This window comes from Microbacterium sp. SZ1, from assembly GCF_002362255.1.
Classification (GTDB): Bacteria; Actinomycetota; Actinomycetes; order Actinomycetales; family Microbacteriaceae; genus Microbacterium.
Genome location: NZ_LPVV01000001.1, coordinates 147,891 through 169,358, shown reverse-complemented (window position 1 = coordinate 169,358; position 21,468 = coordinate 147,891). Strand labels below are relative to the sequence as shown.

General features: G+C 69.3%; 19 protein-coding genes. 10 read left to right on the top strand and 9 right to left on the bottom strand.

Annotated features, from left to right (window positions below; translation table 11 throughout):
* Positions 1-2: 2 nt before the first annotated feature.
* Complete coding sequence (locus AUC47_RS00800; protein WP_096713332.1) at positions 3-926, bottom strand: alpha/beta fold hydrolase; 924 nt, start codon at positions 924-926, stop codon at positions 3-5.
* Positions 927-1,085: 159 nt separating this feature from the next.
* Between AUC47_RS00800 and AUC47_RS00795 the strand changes: the two genes are divergently transcribed.
* Positions 1,086-1,613, top strand: coding sequence for a DUF2243 domain-containing protein (locus tag AUC47_RS00795; protein WP_096713331.1), 528 nt, complete (start codon positions 1,086-1,088; stop codon positions 1,611-1,613).
* On the top strand, positions 1,610-2,491 hold the full coding sequence (locus AUC47_RS00790; protein ID WP_096713330.1) for a cytochrome c oxidase assembly protein: 882 nt from the start codon (positions 1,610-1,612) through the stop codon (positions 2,489-2,491). Before AUC47_RS00795 ends, AUC47_RS00790 begins: the two co-directional genes overlap by 4 nt.
* Here AUC47_RS00790 and AUC47_RS00785 read toward each other — a convergent pair.
* Entirely contained in the window at positions 2,452-2,730 is a 279-nt protein-coding gene (locus AUC47_RS00785; protein WP_096713329.1) for a hypothetical protein, read from the bottom strand. The two genes, AUC47_RS00790 and AUC47_RS00785, sit on opposite strands and share 40 nt — an antisense overlap.
* A gap of 86 nt (positions 2,731-2,816) precedes the next feature.
* Between AUC47_RS00785 and AUC47_RS00780 the strand changes: the two genes are divergently transcribed.
* The 5 genes from AUC47_RS00780 (at position 2,817) to hrpB (ending at position 10,814) form a co-directional block, all read left to right on the top strand.
* The gene (locus AUC47_RS00780) at positions 2,817-3,317 is read left to right on the top strand and encodes a hypothetical protein (RefSeq protein WP_096713328.1); all 501 of its coding nucleotides are present in this window, start codon (positions 2,817-2,819) and stop codon (positions 3,315-3,317) included.
* A gap of 332 nt (positions 3,318-3,649) precedes the next feature.
* Entirely contained in the window at positions 3,650-5,644 is a 1,995-nt protein-coding gene (locus tag AUC47_RS00775) for a hypothetical protein (RefSeq protein WP_143740679.1), read from the top strand.
* A gap of 163 nt (positions 5,645-5,807) precedes the next feature.
* Positions 5,808-6,236, top strand: a complete 429-nt coding sequence (locus AUC47_RS00770; protein ID WP_096713326.1) for a MarR family winged helix-turn-helix transcriptional regulator — start codon at positions 5,808-5,810, stop codon at positions 6,234-6,236.
* 280 nt (positions 6,237-6,516) lie between these two features.
* Positions 6,517-8,115 carry an SPFH domain-containing protein gene (locus AUC47_RS00765; protein WP_096713325.1) on the top strand — a complete coding sequence of 533 codons (1,599 nt, stop codon included), beginning with the start codon at positions 6,517-6,519 and terminating at the stop codon, positions 8,113-8,115.
* A 140-nt stretch (positions 8,116-8,255) separates the two neighbouring features.
* Positions 8,256-10,814, top strand: a complete 2,559-nt coding sequence (hrpB, locus tag AUC47_RS00760; RefSeq protein WP_256999383.1) for an ATP-dependent helicase HrpB — start codon at positions 8,256-8,258, stop codon at positions 10,812-10,814.
* Between the two features lie 119 nt (positions 10,815-10,933).
* On the opposite strand, the gene AUC47_RS00755 is transcribed toward hrpB, so the two are convergent.
* From AUC47_RS00755 to AUC47_RS00740, 4 genes are all read right to left on the bottom strand, one after another.
* Positions 10,934-11,668, bottom strand: a complete 735-nt coding sequence (locus AUC47_RS00755; RefSeq protein WP_179297469.1) for an ABC transporter permease — start codon at positions 11,666-11,668, stop codon at positions 10,934-10,936.
* On the bottom strand, positions 11,665-12,441 hold the full coding sequence (locus AUC47_RS00750; RefSeq protein ID WP_096713323.1) for an ABC transporter ATP-binding protein: 777 nt from the start codon (positions 12,439-12,441) through the stop codon (positions 11,665-11,667). Before AUC47_RS00750 ends, AUC47_RS00755 begins: the two co-directional genes overlap by 4 nt.
* 51 nt (positions 12,442-12,492) lie before the next feature.
* Entirely contained in the window at positions 12,493-13,278 is a 786-nt protein-coding gene (locus AUC47_RS00745; RefSeq protein ID WP_256999382.1) for an AAA family ATPase, read from the bottom strand.
* 122 nt (positions 13,279-13,400) lie between these two features.
* The gene (locus AUC47_RS00740) at positions 13,401-14,897 is read right to left on the bottom strand and encodes an L-serine ammonia-lyase, iron-sulfur-dependent, subunit alpha (protein ID WP_096713321.1); all 1,497 of its coding nucleotides are present in this window, start codon (positions 14,895-14,897) and stop codon (positions 13,401-13,403) included.
* Positions 14,898-15,000: 103 nt separating this feature from the next.
* Between AUC47_RS00740 and AUC47_RS00735 the strand changes: the two genes are divergently transcribed.
* Complete coding sequence (locus AUC47_RS00735; protein WP_143740678.1) at positions 15,001-15,369, top strand: hypothetical protein; 369 nt, start codon at positions 15,001-15,003, stop codon at positions 15,367-15,369.
* A 102-nt stretch (positions 15,370-15,471) separates the two neighbouring features.
* Here AUC47_RS00735 and AUC47_RS00730 read toward each other — a convergent pair whose 3' ends face one another.
* The gene (locus AUC47_RS00730; protein WP_096713319.1) at positions 15,472-17,202 is read right to left on the bottom strand and encodes an L-aspartate oxidase; all 1,731 of its coding nucleotides are present in this window, start codon (positions 17,200-17,202) and stop codon (positions 15,472-15,474) included.
* Positions 17,203-17,274: 72 nt separating this feature from the next.
* Here AUC47_RS00730 and AUC47_RS00725 point away from each other — a divergent pair, with 72 nt between their 5' ends.
* On the top strand, positions 17,275-18,207 hold the full coding sequence (locus tag AUC47_RS00725) for a LysR family transcriptional regulator (protein ID WP_096713318.1): 933 nt from the start codon (positions 17,275-17,277) through the stop codon (positions 18,205-18,207).
* A gap of 104 nt (positions 18,208-18,311) precedes the next feature.
* Here the strand turns inward: AUC47_RS00725 and AUC47_RS00720 are convergent, their stop codons facing one another.
* Together AUC47_RS00720 and AUC47_RS00715 are read right to left on the bottom strand one after the other, a co-directional pair.
* Complete coding sequence (locus tag AUC47_RS00720) at positions 18,312-19,346, bottom strand: methionine synthase (RefSeq protein WP_096713317.1); 1,035 nt, start codon at positions 19,344-19,346, stop codon at positions 18,312-18,314.
* Positions 19,343-20,356, bottom strand: a complete 1,014-nt coding sequence (locus AUC47_RS00715; protein WP_096713316.1) for a putative oxygenase MesX — start codon at positions 20,354-20,356, stop codon at positions 19,343-19,345. Before AUC47_RS00715 ends, AUC47_RS00720 begins: the two co-directional genes overlap by 4 nt.
* A gap of 98 nt (positions 20,357-20,454) precedes the next feature.
* On the opposite strand from AUC47_RS00715, the gene AUC47_RS00710 reads away from it, so the two are divergent.
* A complete protein-coding gene (locus AUC47_RS00710; RefSeq protein WP_096713315.1) occupies positions 20,455-21,396 on the top strand; it encodes a LysR family transcriptional regulator in 942 nt (313 codons plus the stop codon).
* Positions 21,397-21,468: the final 72 nt, after the last annotated feature.

Here is a 21,468-nt window from a genome sequence, read left to right as displayed (position 1 = left end):
GATCAGGCGGACATCGTTCGAATCGCCTCGCGGAGCAGCTGAACGGTCTGCGGACCGCCGTGCCCTTCGTCGGGGATCTGGACCAGATCGCTCGCCGGCCACGCGCGATGCAGATCGAACGGCACGGACATGCTGGAGCTGAGGTCTCGACGGCCGTGCACCATGAATCCTGGGATAGTCGCGAGCCGGTCGATGTGCTCCATGATGCCGGCGTCACCGAGGAAGCCGTGATGCGACCAGTAGTGCAGGATGAGCGTCGCGAGCTCGAGGCGTTTGCGCGGGTCCTCCCACCGCGGGTCGGGCACGAAATTCGGATCGAGCGACCCGTGCGTGTTCTCCCAGTGCCCCCAGGCGATCGCCGCGCGGTCCCGCACTCCCGGCGCAGGATCGGTGATGGCGCGGTAAAGAGCGTCGATCACGCGTTCGGAAGGGCGCGGAGCGGCCGCAGTCTCGAGTCGAGCCCACTCATCCGGGAACACTCGTCGCAGGTCCTGCGTGATCCACTCGACCTCTGACCGACTCGTCGTCGTGACGGCGCCGAGCGCGAGCCCGATGACGCGCTCAGGATGCAGCTCGGCGTAAGCGAGAGCGAGCGTGGAGCCCCAGGAGAGCCCCACCACGATCCATCGATCGAATCCGGCGTGCGCACGAAGCGCCTCGATGTCGTCGATCAACGTCTGAGTGTCGTTGTGCGCGAGCGCGCTGAGGTCGTCGGCGGCAGAAGGCGTGCTGCGCCCGCATCCCCGCTGATCGAAGGCAACAACGGTGTGCAGATCGGGGTCGAAGAAGGTGCGGTAGAAGTCGGAGATGCCAGAACCGGGCCCGCCATGGAGGAACACCGCGGGCGTGCGACCGTGTCCGAACTGCTCCCAGTACACGCGTACCCGTCCGGGCCGTTCGAGAAGGCCCTGTGTCGTCGCAGTCATGTCGTCGAGGCTAACGGTCGAGGGAGCGTCGGACGTATGACGATCGCCGCGAGATCAGTGATCGATCAGAACGGCGATGCGTGATCGCGGGAACCCCGAACTCCGCCCGAGCCTGTCAACCCCGTACGGCGTCGGACGCACACGCCCTAGCGTCACGCCATGTCAGCAGATCAGCGGGACGTCACCGCAGCCACCTCCCGGGCGGAGGACGGGTCCATCCGGGCGAGCGAACATGCGCGCGCGGGGTATTCGAAGCGCAATCTCTGGTCGGGATCCCTCTTCGGCGTCGGTCTCGTGGCATTCATCGACGAGGCCGTCTTCCACCAGCTGCTGCACTGGCATCACTTCTACGACCTTTCGACGACGGACATCGGACTCGTCTCCGACGGGTTCTTCCACGCGCTGAGCTGGTTCGCGACGATCGCCGGGCTCTTCCTGCTCGCCGATCTGCGACGCCGAGGGGCGTTCTGGCAGCTGCGCTGGTGGGGCGGTGTGCTGCTCGGGGCGGGAGCCTTCCAGCTCTACGACGGGCTCATCCAGCACAAGGTGCTGGGAATCCACCAGATCCGCTACGTTCCCGACCTCCTCGTGTACGACGTCACCTGGGGCATCGTCGCGGTACTCCTCCTCGCCGCCGGCGGCATCCTCACCGCCCGCACGCGTCGCAGCCGCATCTCGGTCGGGTGACCGTGCACGACCACTCCTCGGGGGCGGGGATCAGCTCGGACGTCATCCTCGCCCTCCCGTTCGCATTCGCCCTCGTCTTCTATGCCGCATGCGCGCTGGTGCAGTGGCGCCGCGGCCGGCCGTGGCCCTGGCAGCGCAGCGCCGCGTGGACGGCGGGAATCGTCGCGGCGGCGTCCGGCTTCATCGGGCCGGTCGCGGCGGCATCCCACGACGACTTCGTCGCACACATGTGGACGCATCTCCTGGTCGGCATGGCGGCGCCGCTGCTGCTCGTGCTCGGCGCGCCGATCACGCTGATCCTGCGGTCGATCGACGTCGGCGCCGCTCGACGCCTCTCGCGGGCCCTGAGAAGTTGGCCCGCTCGCTTCTTCACCGCCCCCGTGACGGCCGCGATCCTCACCATCGGCGGGATGTGGATGCTGTACGCCACCCCGCTGTACGCCGAGATGCAGGGCAGCGTCCTGGTGCACCTCGCGATCATGACGCATCTCCTCGTGGCCGGCTATCTCTTCACCGCGGCGATCATTCCCGTCGATCCGGCGCCGCATCGCGCCGGCTTCGCACTCCGGACGGTGGTGATGATCGTCGCGCTCGCGGCCCACGGCATCCTGGCGAAGACCCTTTACGCCCATCCCCCGGAGGGGGTGAGCACCGTCGACGCGCAGGCGGGGACCCAGCTGATGTTCTACGCGGGAGACGTCATCGACGCGGCGATCATCGTCATCCTCTGCGCGCAGTGGTACCGCGCGTCGGGGAGGGACCTGCGGCGGGCCGCGCGACGTTCGACGGTCGACGGTCACCGACCGCGAGTGCACGTCCATACAGCTGAGCGGGGCACCTACTCCCGGGGGTCGCGCTCCACTTCAGCCGGAACGTGATCAGGGAAGTCCGTTCCTCCGATGCCGCCCGGCCCGTAGAACGCCTCGACGAACTGCCGCGCATGCACCTCGAGCTCCGACCTCAGGATCCGGCCGGAGGTCGCCCCGATCGTGAATCCGTAGGTCCCGCCGGCCGGGCCGTTGAGCCACGTGAAGTCGTAGCTCGGTCCTCCGTCGGGTTGGCGTCGGTCGCCGACTCGAAACACCTCGCCCCTGACGACCACCTCGAACGGCTCCATCCCGCGATCTTAGGCTTTCGGTCCTCCAGCTGATCAGACCGCAGTGCATGGCAGGTGCGACGAGGAGCCGGCGATAGGCTCCGCTCATGACCATCCCGCACGACCCCGCGACGGGGACGGACGTGCCACCGCCGCCGTCGCCTGACGTCCGGCGGGCGTGGGACTGGCTTCCCGCGCAGGTCTTCGCCACCGGTCTCTCCACGTTCGTCGCGTGCGCGCTGTGGATGTCGATGTCCGATCTGTACTCGGAGGGTCTGCAGGTGGTCGGCCTCGGCCTGGGCGCGAGCGTGATCACGATCGCGGCGTTCCTCCTCGGCCTCCCGCTTCGTATCGCACCGCCGTTGCGTCGATGGTGGTTGCGCCACGGAATATGGCCGGTGATCGTGTTCCTGCTGGGTGCGGGCGGTCTCGCGGCGTCGTACGTCGTGGGTGACGCCGGGGCGTTCCATGTGCCCGCCGACGACATGTTCCCCGAGGCGAACGGCTACCAGCCGGACGGCCGCATCTTCATCCCGTCGCTGGCCGTCCTGGCTTTCGCGGCGATGCACCTGCTTCCGCCACGACGCCGCTTCCCGAACACCTTCTGAAGGGTCCGACCCCACGGAAGTTAATCCGGCGGGCGGTTGAGCTTTCCCGAGGGCATGCGGAACCCTTCTTGGCGCCCGCGTTGCCAAGTCTCGTAGAACCTGTCGTCAGGTCTTGGAAGCTAGCCGTACGTCACGGGTCGGTCCTCTTACAAGATACGCACGGTTCGCGTCGCTGCATCTTCTTGTGCTCACGTGAGACAGAATCGCGAGCAGCTCTCCACGCGCCGCCCGCAAGCTGGCGCCGCTCGCGACTGTCACGCGGAATGAAACGTGATGTCCGTGGTGCGGCATACGATTCGGATATTGCACTTCGAGGCCGAGCGGAGACCCTGATGCTGCTGAACTTCCAGACGCTCCCGTGCGCGTGTGGCGGCACCCGCATCCTCGGAGCGGCATGCCCGGACTGCGGCCGGACGCCACGCAGTGGCGAGGTCAACCGGTGGGTCGTGCACCGGCGGTCGGGTCTTACCCGCGTCGACGCGCTCCTCGAAGTGGAGCCCGACACCGCCGGGCACTCTGCCGACGACTGGAGGCCTACACTCAAGTCATCGCCGACTCGTCTAGTTGACGAGCTGCTCGCCGCGCTGATCGCCGCACTCTCCGACTTCTCTACCGCTCCGACATCAGAACCGGCCGTCAACGCTCTCGCAGACTCAATCAGAACAGTGCGCACCGCCCGCCACCATGCACTCCTCGCGGCACGACTGCGCCCGGGAACAGGGACGTGGACGGCCGCAGCAGAATCGATGACCCGCATCGATCGCGTGTGGGACGCGTATCGGGACGCGCTGACCGCAGACACCATGCTCGACGCGCAACAGCACGCCCGTCGCGCCCAAGGCATCCTGGACACGGTGCGAGGTCCGCTCACGGAAATGGCGGAACTGGAAGCGTTCGTGGGCGTCCTCAACGATGACTCGCTTTCCATCCCTGAGCGCATGTTCGCCGCCCTCAGCGCACGATACCCACACGTCACCCTCCCCCAGCTACCCGCCTACGGGATCTCCGCAACAGAGCGGGACCTCAACATCGCCGTAGGCACCAACTCCGGCATGTCTTACCTGCTGCTTCAGCCGATCGCCCGCGCGACGTTGAACCCCGATGTATTTCGGTCGAAGATCCTTCACGCCTCCGACGCCCTCACCCGCACCTCTCGTTTGCGTGAGATCGCAGGGATGGACGACGCCGTGCAAGCCCTCGCGGACACGTACCGGCTGATGGTGGAAGCGGCCATCGCATTCACCGCGATCCTTGCGGTAGAGAACGACGAGCGTGCCATCGCTCGCAGGTTCGGGAAACTGGCCAGCGAGATCTACGAAGCCTCCGCCCCCGTGCTCGCCTGGTACCGGCTGATGACAACCGACCGCACAGGCAGCGACACGTTCAACCGGGTCGCCGCCGAGGACGCGACGAAGCTCGCCGCGGACCTCCAAAAGGGACCCCTCGCTGCCGTGTTCGATGATGCAGCCCGATATCTTCGCCACGCGCCCGTCCACGGGCGAGCACTCGAGTTCGACCCGGATACCGGCGTCTTCATGATCACCCTCAAGTCTCACCGTGAGGTCGTCGCTCGGGCCGACTTCATCGACCGCGTGTACGCGTTCATGGAGACGGTGTTCGCGAGCACGTGGGCTCTGGGGAACGCGATCGATGTCGCTGGCATCGACGTCACCCTCAGCGACAGCGACGCCCTCTATATGGGGTTTACTCCGCTCGTACTCACCGCACTTGCCTTACCTGCCGCCGGTGACCTGACTGTCGTTGACCACAGCGAGGTGGACGACGGGTGGACGTTTCATATCGACGCGCGTGTGGACCTGCTCACCCCCGCACTGGTCGCCGCGGGCAATGCCGTCGGGCAGGTCGGCGAGATCCGACTCCTCGGAACCACCACCGAATCCATCCTCACCGTGCACTTGACTGACTTCTGGGCGTGGCAACGCGCTGAGGGTCACGCCCTGCAGATGAACGTCCTCGCGTTCAAAGCCAGTGCCGAACGTGACGGCCGCAGCATGCTTGAGCGCTCTGACGTCCAGTTCATGCTCGCCGTGTTCGGCATCGCTCTGATGGAGGGGGACGTGCGCACCATCATGCACCTACGACGCCTTCGAACCTGGGCACGCGAACGGGGATGGGCCGACGAGTCCACCCTCGCGGACCAGATCATCGCCACCCTCCGCGGCTCCACCCCAGCGGAACTGACCGCACGCCTTGTTCATCTCGCCCGCACCAGCACACAACCCCGCCTGCCGAGCACCCGTGCGGTGAGGGTCCTCGTCCCCCATAGACATGAGGGCGACCTCGCTCCGCGTCATAAAGTTCCGTGACCAAACCGTTGCATTCGTTATCTCGCCGTTATAGAGTGATCGCACGGTGAATGTTTGCTGTGGCATCCACCTCATGTGATTGCAGGACACTCTTGGTGCAAGGGACAAGGGCCGGTCGGGAGCCTCTCCGACCGGCCCTTTACTGTTGCCGTACTCTTTTCCCATGACCGATCGCAAGCTCGCCCTCGAGGCCTGGGAGAGCCTGTTCCGAGCGCAGCACGAGCTGTTCACCGAGATGAACGCCGACTTCGACCACTCCGACCTCGGGCAGGCCGAGTACGACGTGCTCCTCACGGTCACCCGCTCCCCCGACATGTCGGCGCGGCTGCGCGACGTCACCGCCAACATGCTCATCAGCCAGCCGAGCGTGTCCCGGCTCGTCGATCGCATGGTCAGCCGCGGCCTGGTCGAGAAGTGCCCCGATCCCGAAGACGGTCGCGGTGCGCTGATCCGGGCGACGGATGCCGGGGCCAGGGCTTTCCGCAGCGTCGCCACCGTGCACGGCCGGTCGATCGCCTCTCGGATGTCGGTGCTCGACGACGAAGAGCTGCGCACCCTGCGCGACCTGGCGCAGAAGCTCCGCGGGCGCTGACGCGCAGCATCCGCCCTTCGCCGCCGCGCGTCTCGCGGCATCCGCTTGCCGTCGTGCCCGCATGTAACGCAGGAGATCTCGCGTAACGAAGCCCCATGGGGGCCTGAGCTCCTTCATTACGTGCGATCTCCTCCGCAACCGCCCGAGACGAACCGCAACCGTCCCCAGGGGAATTCTCCCCGCGCGGTCACGAGCCGGTTTCTGGCATGGTGGAACCGAGTCCCGGCATCTCGCGCCGGGACCGCGGACCACCCCCTCGGGGGGACCAGGGAGGTCATCCATGGAGCTCGCCGGAATCGTCGGCATCCTCGTCATCGTCGGGATCGCGGTCGTCGCCGCCGTCGTCATCCTGCTCATCCTGCTGCTGTTCGCACGCAGCTGGATCAAGGTCGCTCGGGCTGACGAGGCACTCGTTATCTCGGGTCGCAAGCAGAAGGTCGCACGCGCTGTCATCGGCACCGACGGCACGACGCGCGATGAGATGTCGGAATCGCCCGTCACCGTCATCGTGAACGGCAAGTCGCTCGTCAACCCGATCACGCAGCGCCACGAGATCATCTCGCTGCGCTCGCGCCAGGTGTCGCTGAACGCCGAAGCGCAGTCGCTCGACAGCGTCACGCTCAACGTCGACGGCGTCGCGATCGTGAAGATCGGCTCCGACCCGATCCTCGTCCGCCGCGCCGCCGAGCGATTCGCCTCGCAGGACAAGGCGATCGAGCAGTTCACCACCGAACAGCTCGAAGGCGCCCTGCGCGGCATCGTCGCGACGCTCTCCGTCGTCGAGCTCATGCGCGAGCGCAAGAAGTTCTCCGACCAGATCGCTGCGGACGTCTCGCAGGAGCTCGCCGAACAGGGTTTGATCCTCGACTCGTTCCAGATCAAGGGCATCACCGACAAGGTCGGCTACATCCAGTCACTGGGTGCTCCCGAGATCCAGGCGAAGCGCCAGTCGGCCGAGATCTCGCAGACGAACGCCGACCGCGCGATCAACCAGAAGAACATCGCCAACCAGGAAGCCAACCTGGTCGAGCAGACCGCTCTCGACACCAACACGGCCAACGCCAACGCCGGCATCGGCCGTGCGCGTGCCGAGGCGGAGCAGGCCGAGCAGCTCGCCCGCGCCCAGGCGGAGCAGGCCGTGCTGCAGCAGCAGGCCGAGAACCGGCAGGCGCAGCTCGACGCCGACGTCAAGCGCGTCGCCGACGCGCAGCGGTACGAGGCCGAGACCCGCGCCCAGGCCGAGCTGTACACGCGCGAGCGTGCGGCGGAGGCCGCCGCGATCGAGCAGGTGAAGCAGGCCGAGGCCCGCACCCGCATCGCCGAGCAGCAGGCCCAGGCCGACAAGGCGAAGGCCGACGGTGAAGCGGCGGCCGCGATCGCCCGCGCGACCGGTGAGGCCGACGCGCTGCGCGCTCAGGCCGAGGCCGAGTCCGAGGCGCGTCGTCTGCGCGCGAACGCCGAGGCCGATGCGATCCGCGCCGAGGGTGAAGCGCGAGCCGCCGCCGTCGAGGCCGAGGCGAAGGCCATCGCGTCGAACCAGGACGCCTTCCTCTCGCAGCGCGTGCTCGAGACCCTGCCTGCCATCATGGCCGAGTTCGCGAAGGGCTACTCGACGATCGGCAGCGTCTCGATCATCGGCGGCTCCGGCGACGGCGCCTCCGACCTCGTGGGCGCCGACAGCGCCAAGGCGCTGAAGTCGGTGTTCGACAGCGTCAGCTCCGCCACCGGACTCGATCTCGCGTCGATCATCCAGGGCCAGGCCGTCGGGCGCGGTATCGGCGAGGGGGTGGCCGCGGCATCCTCTCCCGCTCCCGCCAAGCGCGAGCCGAAGCCCACCACGCCTCCGCCGCCCGCACCGCCGGCTCCCGCCGCGGAGTAACAGCACAGAACAGCGGATGCCGCGGCCGAACCGGTCGCGGCATCCGCTGTTCCGTGGGGTGTCGGTGCGTCACTTCCGGGGCCGACACGAGCACCCACCCCCCTGCACCGCGGAACAGCTCGACGCGGCAGACTGGACGGGTGACCGCCGCCTTCGACCTCGCCGCCATCGGCGCGGGACTGTCGTTCGCGGAGGCTCTCGGCGACCTGTCGCATGCTCTCGACGGCAGTCAGGCCGTCGTCGTGAGCGCCCCGCCCGGCACGGGCAAGACGACGCTCGCGCCGCCGTTGCTGGCGAACCGGTCGGCCGGACGCGTCATCGTGACCCAACCGCGCCGCGTCGCCGCTCGCGCTGCCGCCCGCCGCCTCGCACAGCTCGACGGCTCGGCTCTCGGCGACCGCGTCGGGTTCACGGTGCGCGGCGAGCGCACGGTCGGCCGGTCGGCCCGGATCGAGTTCGTCACGGCCGGGGTGCTGCTGCGACGGATGCTCGACGACCCCGGGCTCGACGGAGTGGATGCCGTGATCCTCGACGAGGTCCATGAGCGGGCCCTCGAGACCGATCTGCTGATCGGTCTGCTCTCCGAGGTGCGCGAGCTGCGCGACGATCTCTCGGTCGTGGCGATGTCGGCCACCCTCGACGCCGGGCGCTTCGCCGCCGTCCTCGGCACGGACGACGCGCCCGCTCCGATCGTCGACCACGACGTGCCCGCTTTTCCGCTCACCGAGCGCTGGGCGCCGAGCGCCGCGCCCCGTCTCGACGAGCGTGGTGTCACGTGGCCGTTCCTCGACCACATCGCGAACACCGCGGCGTCCGCAGCCCGCGACCTCCGCCGCGACGACCCTTCGGCCGACGTACTCGTCTTCGCACCGGGCGCCCGCGAGGTGAGGGAGATCGCCCGTCGCATCACCGCCTCCGCTGACGGGTTCGACGTGCGTGAACTGCACGGACAGATCCCGGCGGCCGAGCAGGATGCCGTGATCCGCGGCCGCACGTCAGGCGATCCGCCGCGGATCATCGTCACGACCTCGCTCGCCGAGTCGTCGCTCACCGTGCCCGGGGTGCGACTCGTGGTCGACAGCTGCCTCGCACGGCATCCGCAGCGCGACGCCGCGCGGGGCATGACCGGGCTGGTCACGACCGCCGCACCCCGCTCGTCCTGCGTGCAACGCGCCGGACGCGCCACGCGTCAGGGCCCCGGGACTGTGGTCCGCTGCGTCGACGAGCGCACCTACGCCGCCGCACCTGCCCGCCCCGCACCCGAGATCGCCGTCGCCGACCTCGCCGATGCCGCGCTGCTGCTCGCCTGCTGGGGAGCGCCGGGCGGGGCAGGCCTGCGGATGGTCGACCGACCGCCGGCCGACGGACTCGCCGAGGCGGTTACGGTGCTGCGGGGCCTCGGCGCTCTCGACGACGACGGTCGCGCCACCGACGAGGGACGCGCGCTCGCCCGAATACCGACCGACCCGCGTCTCGCTCGGGCGCTCCGCGACGGCAGCCCGCTGGTCGGTGCGCGCCTCGCCGCCGAAGTGGTCGCGCTGCTCGGCGGCGACCTGCGCGTCCCCGACGCCGACGTCGCACAGGCCCTGATCGCACTGCGCGGCGGCCGCACGCCGGATTCCCGCCGCTGGCGCAGCGATGCGGACCGCTTCGAACGGCTGGTGTCGCCGACACCCGGCATCCGCTCCGATCTCGACGGCATCGGTCTGGTGATCGCCCTCGCCTTCCCCGAGCGCATCGCGCAGCGCGTGGAGCGCACGGCCGACGGTGCGACGTTCCTGCTCGCGTCGGGAACCCGCGCGGGCGTGCGGGGTGCTCTCGCCGCGACCGAGTGGATCGCGGTCGCCGACGTGGCTCGCGCCTCGGGGCGCGCGGCGGCCGGCTCGGGCGCGATGGTGCGAGCCGCGGCCTCGCTCAGCGAATCCCAGCGCGAGATCGCCGCGAGCCACCTCATGACCGATCGCGTCGAGGCCGAGTTCGTCGGCGGCCGGGTACAGGCGCGACGGGAACGGCGCATCGGTGCGATCCTGCGGTCATCGGCACCGGTCCGGCCGTCGGTGGATGAGGGGCGGGATGCCGTGCGCCGAGCACTCCGCCGCGACGGGCTCGCGGTGTTCACCTTGTCGGAGGCGGCCGACACTCTGCGCCGTCGTCTGGCCCTCCTGCATCGGGAGCTCGGCGATCCCTGGCCGGATGTGTCGGATGCCGGACTGCTCGCGTCCCTCGACGCCTGGCTCGCGTCCGAGCTCGACGCGCTCGCGGGCGGAACTCCCGCCGGCCGGATCGACCTCGCGAACGCGCTGCGGCGGCTGCTTCCGTGGCCGGCGGCGACCCGGTTCGACGACCTCGCGCCGGAGCGCCTGGAGGTTCCGACCGGATCCCGCATCCGCATCGAGTACCCTCCGATCGACGACGACACCGCCCGCCCGGTCGTCGCCGTGAAACTGCAGGAGTGCTTCGGGTGGGCCGAGACGCCGCGACTCGTCGACGGCCGAGTCCCGGTGCTGTTTCACCTGCTCTCCCCCGCCGGTCGTCCGCTCGCCGTGACCGACGACCTGGCGTCGTTCTGGTCGGGGCCGTATGCGCAGGTGCGCGCCGAGATGCGCGGACGGTATCCGAAGCATCCGTGGCCGGAGGACCCGTGGGCCGCCGCTCCGACGCGGTGGACGAAGAACCGCGCTGCGCGCGAGTCAGGGTAGGGCTTTTCGGAACCGGCGCCGAGATGCATGCTCGAAGACCGGATGCATGCCCGACGGCCCCGTCACGACATGCATCTGCGCACCGGGCATGCACACGGGCGAGGAGCCGGGCCGCGAGGCTACGGCGTCCGACGGCGCAGGGTGAGCGATGCGAGCACCAGCGCACCGACGCCGAAGGCGACCACGACGAGGAGCGGCCGGTACACGTCCCAGCCCTCGTCTCCGGCGGCGACCGCGTTGATGGTGTCGATCGCGTAGCTGAGCGGCAGCCAGTCCGAGACCGCGTGGAGCACGTCGGGCATCTGATCGCGCGGCATGAACAGACCGCCGAGGATGATCTGCGGAAAAACCAGCAGCGGCATGAACTGCACCGCCTGGAACTCCGTCTGTGCGAACGCGCTCGCGAGCAGTCCGAGCGCCGTGCCGAGAAGGGCGTCGACGACAGCGACGAGACCCAATTGCCACAGCTCGCCGTCGATGTCGAGCCCGCACACCCCCACCGCGAACGACACCGTGATGACTGCCTGCAGCAGGGCCATGAGTCCGAAGGCGAGAGCGTATCCCAGGATGAAGTCGGCCTTGTCGAGCGGAGTCGTCATGAGCCGTTCGAGCGTCCCCGACCGCCGTTCCCGCAGCGTGGTGATCGACGTGATGAGGAACATCACGATGAAGGGGAACAGTGCGAGGATCGCCCCGCCGAACTGGTCGAACACGCCGTCCTGGTCGCTGAACAGCCATGCGAACAGGCCGACCAGCAGGCTCGGTGCGACGAGCATGAGCGCGATAGACCGCGGATCGTGGCGCAGCTGACTCAGCACGCGGCCGGCAGTCGCCAGCATCCTGCGTCCGTTCACTCCCCCGCCTCCCGTCGCTCGCGTCGAGTCGTCGGATGCCGCGGGGCGACGTGCGCGCGATCGTCCCTCTCGATCAGGGCGAGGAACGCCGCGTCGGGGTCGTTCGTGCCGGTGTCGTCGAGCAGCGCGGTCGGCGTCGTGTCGGCGACGATGCGACCCGACCGCATGAGCAGCAGACGGTCGCAGCGGATCGCCTCGTCCATCACATGGCTCGACACGATCATCGTCACGCCGCGCTCGGCGAGTTCGCGGAACAGCTGCCACAGTTCCACCCGCAGCACCGGATCGAGTCCGACAGTCGGCTCGTCGAGCACGATGAGCTCCGGCGAGCCGATGAGGGCCATCGCGAGCGAGACGCGTGTCGCCTGTCCGCCGCTCAGCGACTCGACGAGCTGCGAGCGCTGCGCCTCGAGCCCGACGTCCGCGAGCACGCGGTCGACGTCGGTCTTCGTCGCACCGAGTACGCGCGCCATATACGACAGGTTCTGCCGAACCGTCAGGTCGCCGTACACCGCGCCGCCCTGGATGCCGTAGGCGACGCGATGGCGCAACGTCCGCGAGCCGCCGGGTTCGCCCAGCACGGTCACCGTCCCCGAGCTGATGCGCTGGACTCCCACGATCGACCGCATCAGCGTGGTCTTGCCGCATCCGGACGGACCGAGCAACCCCGTGATCTGTCCACGAGGGATCGTCAGGTCGATGCCGTCGAACACCGTCGTGCTGCCGCGTCGCACGTGCAACCCTGCGACCTCGACCGCCGCTTCACCCGTCATGCGATGACTATGCTCCTGGCACCCCGACCCGGTCAACGGCCCGCGCGCCGGTCACCCGAGCAGATGTCGCAAATAGCGCGGCGGGTCCTGCAGGAACGACCGCCAGTGGTTCACGAGTTCCAGGTCCCGCCAGTCCGCCGAACGGATGCCCCACTCCCCGACCTCGAGGATCTTCGCCCCCGGCAGCGCAGCCAGCACCGGCGAGTGCGTCGCGCACAGCACCTGTCCGCCCTCGTCGACGATGCGCTGCAGCACCGCGATCAGGGCGAGCGTGGACTGGAACGACAGCGCGGCCTCGGGCTCGTCGAGGCAGTAGAAGCCCGGTTCGTCGAAGCGGCTCTCGAGCAGCGCGAGGAAGGATTCTCCGTGACTCATCTCGTGGAAGGGCACATCGGGCGCCCTCGTCGACGGGTTGTCTTCGAGGTACGTGTAGAACGAGTGCATCGTCTCGGCGCGCAGGAAGAAGCCCCAGCGGTTCGACCCGACTCCTCGCTGGAGCCGGAGCCATTCCGAGAGGGGAGACTCGGTCGGTCGCGTCGTGTGTCTGGCCTGCCGCGATCCTCCCTCGGGCGAGAGGCCGTACGCGACGGCGATCCCCTCCACGACCGTCGACTTGCCGCTGCCGTTCTCTCCGACGAGGAACGTCACCCCGGGGTCGAGATCGATGCCCTCGCGGAGCACCTGCGCCACCGCCGGGATGCTCGTGGGCCAGCGACCGTCGGGCTCGGGCGCGAACTCGTTCGGCCGCACCGCGACGATCGGCTGCTCACGCCTGCGCCTGCTGCCCGGCGCCCAGATCGACTCCATGCCCCCGACGCTACGTGCTGCGGCGGACATCAGCATCCTTCGCCTCGCCGCCCCCCCCATCTGCATGCCGTCCGCCCACCTGCATGCCAGGATCGGCCCATCCGGCCTGCACCCGTGTTCTCGGCATGCAAGCGGGCGCACGAAGCGCTCGCTCAGCACTCGATGACGTTGACCGCGAGGCCGCCCTCGCTGGTCTCCTTGTACTTCGTGGACATGTCCATGCCGGTCTGCCGCATCGTCTCGACGACCGCGTCGAGCGACACGTAATGACTGCCGTCGCCTCGCAGCGCGAGCCGTGCGGCGGTCACGGCGGTCGAGGCGGCGATCGCGTTGCGCTCGATGCACGGGATCTGCACGAGTCCGGCGATCGGGTCGCACGTGAGGCCGAGGTGGTGCTCCATCGCGATCTCGGCGGCGTTCTCGATCTGCCGGTTCGTGCCGCCCATGACGGCGGTGAGCCCGCCGGCAGCCATCGCGCATGCCGACCCGACCTCGGCCTGGCAACCGCCCTCGGCGCCCGAGATCGACGCGTTGGCCTTGAACAGCGAGCCCAGCGCCGTGGCGGTGAGCAGGAACCGACGGATGCCGCGTCGACGGTTCGCCTCGGCGACCGCGTCGGGGTCTTCGATCGCTCCGACCGCGACGAGTGACGCCTCGGCGCCGAAGCCGAGCAGGGCGCTGCCGACGAGTTCGCCGTAGGGTGTGACGGCGTTGCCCGCGCCGAGGCCGGAATCGGCGAGGAACCGCCACCAGTACATCGCGACGGCGGGGAGGATGCCGGCCGCACCGTTCGTCGGAGCCGTGACGACGCGTCCGCCTGCGGCGTTCTCCTCGTTCACCGCGAGCGCGAAGGCACCCAGCCATTCACCCGGGAGCTCGCGGTGCCCCTCGGATTCGACCTCTTCGAGCTGCTCCCTGATCAGGTTCGCCCGCCGCTTCACCTTGAGGATGCCGGGCAGGATGCCGTCGCTGTGGAGCCCCGCGTCGACGCAGCCCGACATCGCGTCCCAGATGGCGTCGAGTCCCGCCGCGACCTCCTCCTCGCTGCGCATCGCCGTCTCGTTGAGCCGCGCGACCTCGGCGATCGAGAGGCCGTACTCGTCGCACAGCGCCAGCAGCGATGCCGCGTCGGCGTAGGAGTAGGGCAGCGGGGCGGTGGCGAGCTTCGCGTCCTCCCCGTCGCGGCGGATGAAGCCTCCGCCGACCGAGTAGTAGGTCTCCTCAGCGACGGTCGAGCCCGCGGCATCCCAGGCCGTGATCGTCATCGCATTCGGGTGACCGGGCAGGCGCGTGCGCGGGGCGAACACGATGTCGTCCTTCGCGAACGCCACCTCGTGCGTGCCGTCGAGCAGCAGGCCGCCGCCCTCGGGAAAGTCCGTCCAGGCCGAACGCACGGCAGCCGGATCGCAGGTCTCGGGTTCGAGTCCGCGGAGCCCGGCGACGACGGCATCCGGCGTGCCGTGGCCGATGCCGGTGGCGCCGAGCGAGCCGAACAGGGTGCAGCCGACGCGGGCGACGCGGTCGATCGCGCCGGTGGCCGTGAGCCGCCTGGCGAACTCCAGAGCTGCCCTCATCGGCCCGACCGTATGGGAGCTGGAGGGTCCCACTCCGATGGAGAAGAGGTCGAAGGCCGAGACGTACGCTGTCACCCGTCCAGCGTACGTCGTCGGGCGGATGCGGTCGTCAAGCCCCTTCCCGCGGCGGCGAGCCCGGGGCATCCTGAATCCGTCCACCCACGCGAAAGGGATGATCATGAGCGACACCACACCCGAGCAGGACCCGGCCGCCGACCTCGACGGCGAGGCGCAGGCGCCGACCCCGACCCCGACGTCCGACGTCCCGGGCGAGTTCACCGCGACCGGTCCCTCCGTCGAGACTCCGACTCAGGGTGCGGGCGACGAGAACGCCACCGAAGGCCAGGCCGAGACCCCCGAGCAGGCGGAGTCTCCCGAGGACGCCGACCCCGAAGAGGTGCCGAGCACCGAGGAGCTGGAGGAGCCCAGCACCGAGAAGTCCCCCGGCGAGGAGCCGAAGGCTCCGAAGCGCGACGACCCCGAGCCCGACCACCAGGCGGTCGGGATCGGGGTCATCGACGGTCCGCAGACGGACCAGGACGACTGAGGCGGCTCCTACCCCACCTCGACGCCCGCGTTCCGGTCGCGAATCGTGCCGCCCCGAGGGCGCGGAGACGGCGCGAAGTGCGACCGGAACGAGCGTTGGCGACTACTCGACGAGCTTTCCCGTCGTGTCGACGTCGCGCATGAGCTCGGCGATCTCGTCGGGGATCGGCGGGATCTGCTCGTGCGTCACGCCCGTCTCGGGGCTCCACACGAGGTTGACCTGCAGCGTCGGGTCGGTGTCGGGGTAGTCGCTGCGGTTGTGGCATCCGCGGGTCTCACGCCGCTCGAGTGCCGCCTCCAGCGTGGCCCGCGCCGCGATCGCCGACGCCTTGAGGTCGAACGCGTGCGCGAGGTCCTGGAACCCGGCGATGTCGGGGTGGATGCCGATGTCCTCCATCCGCCCCTCGATCATGTCGAGGTCGGCAAGGCCCGCACGCAGACCCTCCTCCGACCGCACCACGCCCGCGTGCTCCGTCATCGTGTTGCGGATCGCCCGCTGCAGGGCGCGGACGTTCTCGTGGCCGTCGGCCGCGAGCAGGTCGTCGATCTCGGCGCGCGCCCGCGCCACGGCATCCGCCGACCGCCTCTGCGCGTCGAGACCCGCCGCGTGCGCCATCGCGGCCTGGCCGACGATGCGCCCGTACACGAGCAGCTCGATGAGCGAGTTGCCGCCGAGGCGGTTGGCGCCGTGCAGTCCGCTCGACGCCTCGCCGATCGCGTAGAGGCCGTCGACGTCGGTCTGGTGATCCTCCGAGCGCACCCACACGCCGCCCATCGAGTAGTGCGCAGTGGGCGCGATCTCGATCGGCTGGGCGGTGATGTCGAGCATCTGCAGCTCCATCATCGTCTGATAGACGCGCGGCAGACGGGTCATGATCGTCTCGCGTGGCAGGTGGGACACGTCGAGCCAGACGCCGCCGTTCTCGGTGCCGCGCCCCTCGGCGATCTCGGTGAAGGCGGCGAGCGCGACGCGGTCGCGGGTCGACAGCTCCATGCGCTCGGGGTCGTACTTCTCCATGAACCGCTCGCCGAGCGCGTTGCGCAGGATGCCGCCCTCGCCGCGCGCGGCCTCCGAGATCAGGGTGCCCGCCGCGTTCTCGGGCTCGAGGATGCCGGAAGGGTGGAACTGCACGAGCTCGGGGTCGCGCAGCCGCGCGCCGGCCTCGACCGCGAGGCGGAACGAGTCGCCGGTGTTCTCGTCGCGACGGGAGGAGGTGCGTCGCCAGATGCGGTTGTGACCGCCCGCGGCGAGGATCACGGCATCCGCGTGGATGAGGTAGCGCGTACCGTCGGCCTGGTCGAAGCCGTAGGCGCCGAACACGACGTTGTCTCTCACGAGGAGCCGCGTGATGTAGACGTTGTCGAGGATCGGCACCTCGAGCTGCTCGGCCTTCGCGACGAGAGTGCGCTGGATCTCGAGGCCGGTGTAGTCACCAGCGAAGGCGGTGCGGCGGAAGGTGTGCGCGCCGAAGAACCGCTGCGAGATGCGACCGTCGTCCTCGCGGGCGAAGTCCATTCCCCAGCGCTCGAGATCGCGGATGCCGCGCTCGGCGCCCTGCGTCACGATCTCGACCGTGTGCGGGTTGGCGAGCAGATAGCTCTCCTTGATCGTGTCGGCGGCGTGCTGCTGCCAGGTGTCGTCGGCGTCCATGGTGCCGAGCGCGGCGTTGATGCCGCCGGCCGCGAGCGAGGTGTGCGCGTCCTGACGCGGACGCTTGCCGACGGCGAGGACGTCGATGCCGTGCTCGGCCACCTCGATCGCCGCGCGCAGGCCGGATCCACCGGTCCCGATGACGAGGACCGTGGTGGAGATCTGCCGTTCGCGTGTGCTCATGCTCTCCACGCTAAGGAGGCGACCCTCATACCGTCCAATGCATAGTTCCACTGGTTTCGATAGACTGCGGGAATGAACCTGGAGCAGCTCCGCGGTTTCGTCGAGGTCGCCCGTCTCGGTCACTTCACGCGCGCCTCCGAGCACCTCCACCTTGCGCAGCCGTCGCTGAGTCGGCAGATCTCGACACTCGAACGCGAGCTCGGCGCCGAGCTGTTCCACCGCGCGCGGGGTCACATCGCCCTCACCTCAGCGGGAGAGGCGCTGCTCCCCCGCGCGCAGCGGATGCTGTCGGAGGCCGAGGCGATCCGCGAGGAGATGGGCGAACTCGTCGGGCTCAGACGCGGACGGGTGCGGCTCGGCGCGCCGCCCACCCTCTGCATCAGCCTCGTGGCCGAGGCGATCAGCTCCTTCCACGCCGCGCACCCCGGCGTCGACCTGCACCTCGACGAGAGCGGATCGCGGCTGCTCGTCGAACAGCTCGCCGTCGGCGCCGTCGACATCGCGCTGATCACCGAGTCGGAGGGGCCGCCGCCGTCGGGATTCAGCCTCAGCCGGATGCCGCTGCTCACCGAGGAGCTGGTGGTCGTCTCCGCGGCATCGCAGCCCCCGGTCGCGGTGACCCCCGCGATCGGGCTCGAGCACCTCGCGACCCTGCCGCTCATCGCGCTCGACGAGACCTACGAGCTGCGCGCGACGACGGATGCCGCCTTCCGGTCGGCCGGACTCACGCCGACCCACGTGCTCGAGGGCGCGGAGATGGATGCTCTGCTCCGCTTCGTCGAACGCGGAGTGGGCGTCGCGGTCGTGCCGGCCATGGTGCTGCTCGATCAGCCGGCGCTGCGGTCGGTGCGCCTGACCCACCCGATGATGCGGCGCACCGTGAGCCTGGCGCACCGCGCCGACGTCACCCCGGCGGTCGCCGTGGCCGCGATGCGCCAGGTGATCGTCGCCACAGCCGCCGAGGTCGCGCGCCGCGACCCCGCGATCACGAGCCTGCTCGACTGACGGCATCCTCTCCGCGACCGACCTGCAGGTCGAGAACCCGGATGCAGGGCGGGAAACCGTGTTCCGGCCCTGCATCCGCGCATCGGACCGACAGCTGGGTTCGGTCAGGCGAGCTCGTCGCGGAGGAGCGCAGCGCCCGCGCTGAGCGCGCTCAGCTTGCCGAGGGCCGCCGCACGCGGCAGCGGTGCCATGCCGCAGTTCGTGCTCGGCACGAGCTTGTCGGCATCCACGTAGGCGAGGGCCTCGCGCAGCACGTCGGCGACCTGCTCGGGCGTCTCGACGGTGTCGCTCGCGACATCGATCGCGCCGAGCATGACATTCTTCCCTCGGATGAGCTCGATGAGATCGAGGGGCACGTGCGAGTGCGCCCGCTCCAACGAGACCGTGTCGATGATCGACTTCCGCAGCAGCGGGAACGACTCCTCGTACTGACGCCACTCCGGTCCGAGCGTGGCCTTCCAGTCGGTGTTCGCCTTGATGCCGTAGCCGTAGCAGATGTGCACGACGGTCTCGGCGCGCAGGCCCTCCGCCGCGCGCTCCAGCGCCGCGACACCCCAGTCCTTCAGCTCGTCGAAGAAGACGTTGAAGGCGGGCTCGTCGAACTGGATGACGTCGACGCCGGCTGCCTCCAGCTCCCGCGCCTCCTGGTTGAGGATGGTCGCGAACTCCCACGCGAGCTTCTCGCGGCTGCGGTAGTGCCGGTCGGCCAGCGTGTCGATCATCGTCATCGGCCCGGGCAGCGCCCACTTGATGCGCCGATCGGTCTGCGCGCGGAGGAATCGCGCGTCGTCGACGAACACCGGCTTCTCGCGGCTCACCGCTCCGACGACGGTCGGCACGCTCGCGTCGTACCGGTCGCGGATGCGCACGGTCTCGCGCCGGTCGAAGTCCACGCCGCTGAGGTGCTCGATGAACGTGGTCACGAAGTGCTGGCGGGTCTGCTCGCCGTCGCTGATGATGTCGATGCCCCGGCGGGACTGCTCCTGCACGGCAGCGCGCAGAGCATCCTGCTTCCCTTCGGCGAGCGCATCGCCCTCGAGCTTCCAGGGCGACCAGAGGGTCTCGGGCTGCGCGAGCCACGAGGGCTTGGGAAGGCTGCCGACGATGGAGGTGGGGAGGAGCTTGTTCTCGGCGCTCACGCGGCCACCACCGGCTGCGAGACCTCGGTCACACGACCCGACGCCCACTGCGCCAGCAGCTCGCCGTGCGGTGCGATGAAGTGCTCCTGCGTGTGCTTCCCCTGGGCGAGCGCGAGGCGGCTGCGCTCCTCGCGGTCGTACCCGATGCGGGTCTTCGAGAAATCCTGCTGGTCGAGCGTCGGACGGTACACGCTCGCGGCGGCGGAGTTCGCGTTGTAGATCTCCGGACGGTAGATCTTCTGGAACGTCTCCATCGTGGCGATCGTGCCGATCAGCTGCAGGGGCGAGTAGTCGCCCAGCAGGTCGCCCTCGAAGTAGAAGGCGAGGGGTGCGACGCTGCCCGGAGGCATGAAGTAGCGCACGGTCAGGCCCATCTTCCCGAAGTAGGCGTCGGTGAGGGAGCCGTCGTCATCCTGCACGTACTCGACGCCGAGGATCGGGTGGTGGTTCTCGGTGCGGCGATACTCCTTGCTCGTCGAGACGCTGATGCAGATCACCGGCGAGGTCGTGAAGCGCTCGCGGTATGCCGTGGAGGCGAGGAAGCTCCGGAACAGCTTGCCGTGCAGGTCGCCGAAGTCGTCGGGAACCGTGAACCTGCCCGCCGCCTCCGCCGCGGCGGGGAGCAGGATGCTGAAGTCGTAGTCGCGCACGTAGGACGAGAAGTTGTTCCCCACGATCCCGTGATGGCGAACGCCTGTCGATCGGTCGACGATCGTGATGTCGAGCACTTCGAGCAGCGGGAACCGCTCGTCGTCACCTCCGTCGGCGAACTCGAGCGCCGCCGAGATGATGTCGAGCTCGAGCGTGTAGCGGTCCCTCGTCGGGTTGTCCCAGTGCGCGAGGTCGTTGAACCGACGGTCGATCATCGTCAGGGCGTTGCGGAGGTTCTCCTGACGGTGCTCGCCGCGGGCGAGGTTGGCGAAGTTCGTGGTGATGCGCGAGTCGGCGGACGGCGAGTAGTCCTCGTCGAAGCGCGTGGTGGTGATGTGGAACGTGAAGTCGTTCGCCATGAGCGGCCCATCTGTCAGAAGTCGGTAGCTCCATGGTGCAGTCGGATCGGACATATCGGGTAACTACCCCGAGCTATGCCGGGGTATAGTCTCCAGCTATGGCACGGGCATCCAGCGGCATCACGCTGCAGCAGCTCCACTACTTCGTCGAGGTCGCCGCGGAGGGGTCCATCAGCGCCGCCGCCGATCTCCTCTACGTGTCGCAGCCGACCATGTCCGCCGCGATGAAGGACCTCGAGGCGCGGGCTGGCCGCTCCCTCCTCCTCCGCTCGGCCCGCGGCGTCACCCTCACGGCCGACGGGGCCGAGTTCCTCGGGTACGCGCGACAGGTCACGGAGCAGGTCGCGCTGCTCGAGCAGCGCTACCTCGGCCGGCCGCCGTCTCGGCGCCTGCTCGGGGTCTCGGCGCAGCACTACTCCTTCGTGATCGACGCGTTCGTGCGGATGGTGAAGGCGAGCGGCGCGGCCGAGTACGAGTTCTCCCTCCGCGAGACGCGGACGTGGGACATCATCGAAGACGTCCGGACGCTGCGCAGCGAACTCGGCATCCTCTACCGCAACGACTTCAACCGCAGCGTCATCGACAAGCTGCTGCGCGACTCGGGCCTTGCGTTCCGCCCGCTCTTCCTCGCCGACCCGCACATCTTCATCTCGCGCAAGAACCCGCTCGCCGCGCGCGACCGGGTGACCCTCGACGACCTGGCCGGCCTCCCCCGCCTCACCTTCGATCAGGGCGCGAACAACTCGTTCTACTTCGCCGAGGAGATCCTGTCGACCCTGTCGAGCGCGCGGGAGATCCGGGTGTCGGACCGCGCGACCATCTTCAACCTCATGATCGGCCTCGACGGGTACACGATCTCGACCGGAATCATCAGCGACGACCTCGATCCCGAGATCGTCGCCATCCCGCTCGACGTCGACGAACGCATCGAGATCGGCTGGATCGGCCACTCCGCGATCCCGCTCACGGAGCAGGCGCAGCGCTACCTCGACGAGCTGCGCGCGGTCGTCGCCGGCTTCGGAGTCGAACTCCTCGGCTGAAGCGAGGCCTCCCGCCGGCGCGAGAGATCAGAAACGCACGGGAAGCAGGCGCTTCCCATGCGTTTCTGATCT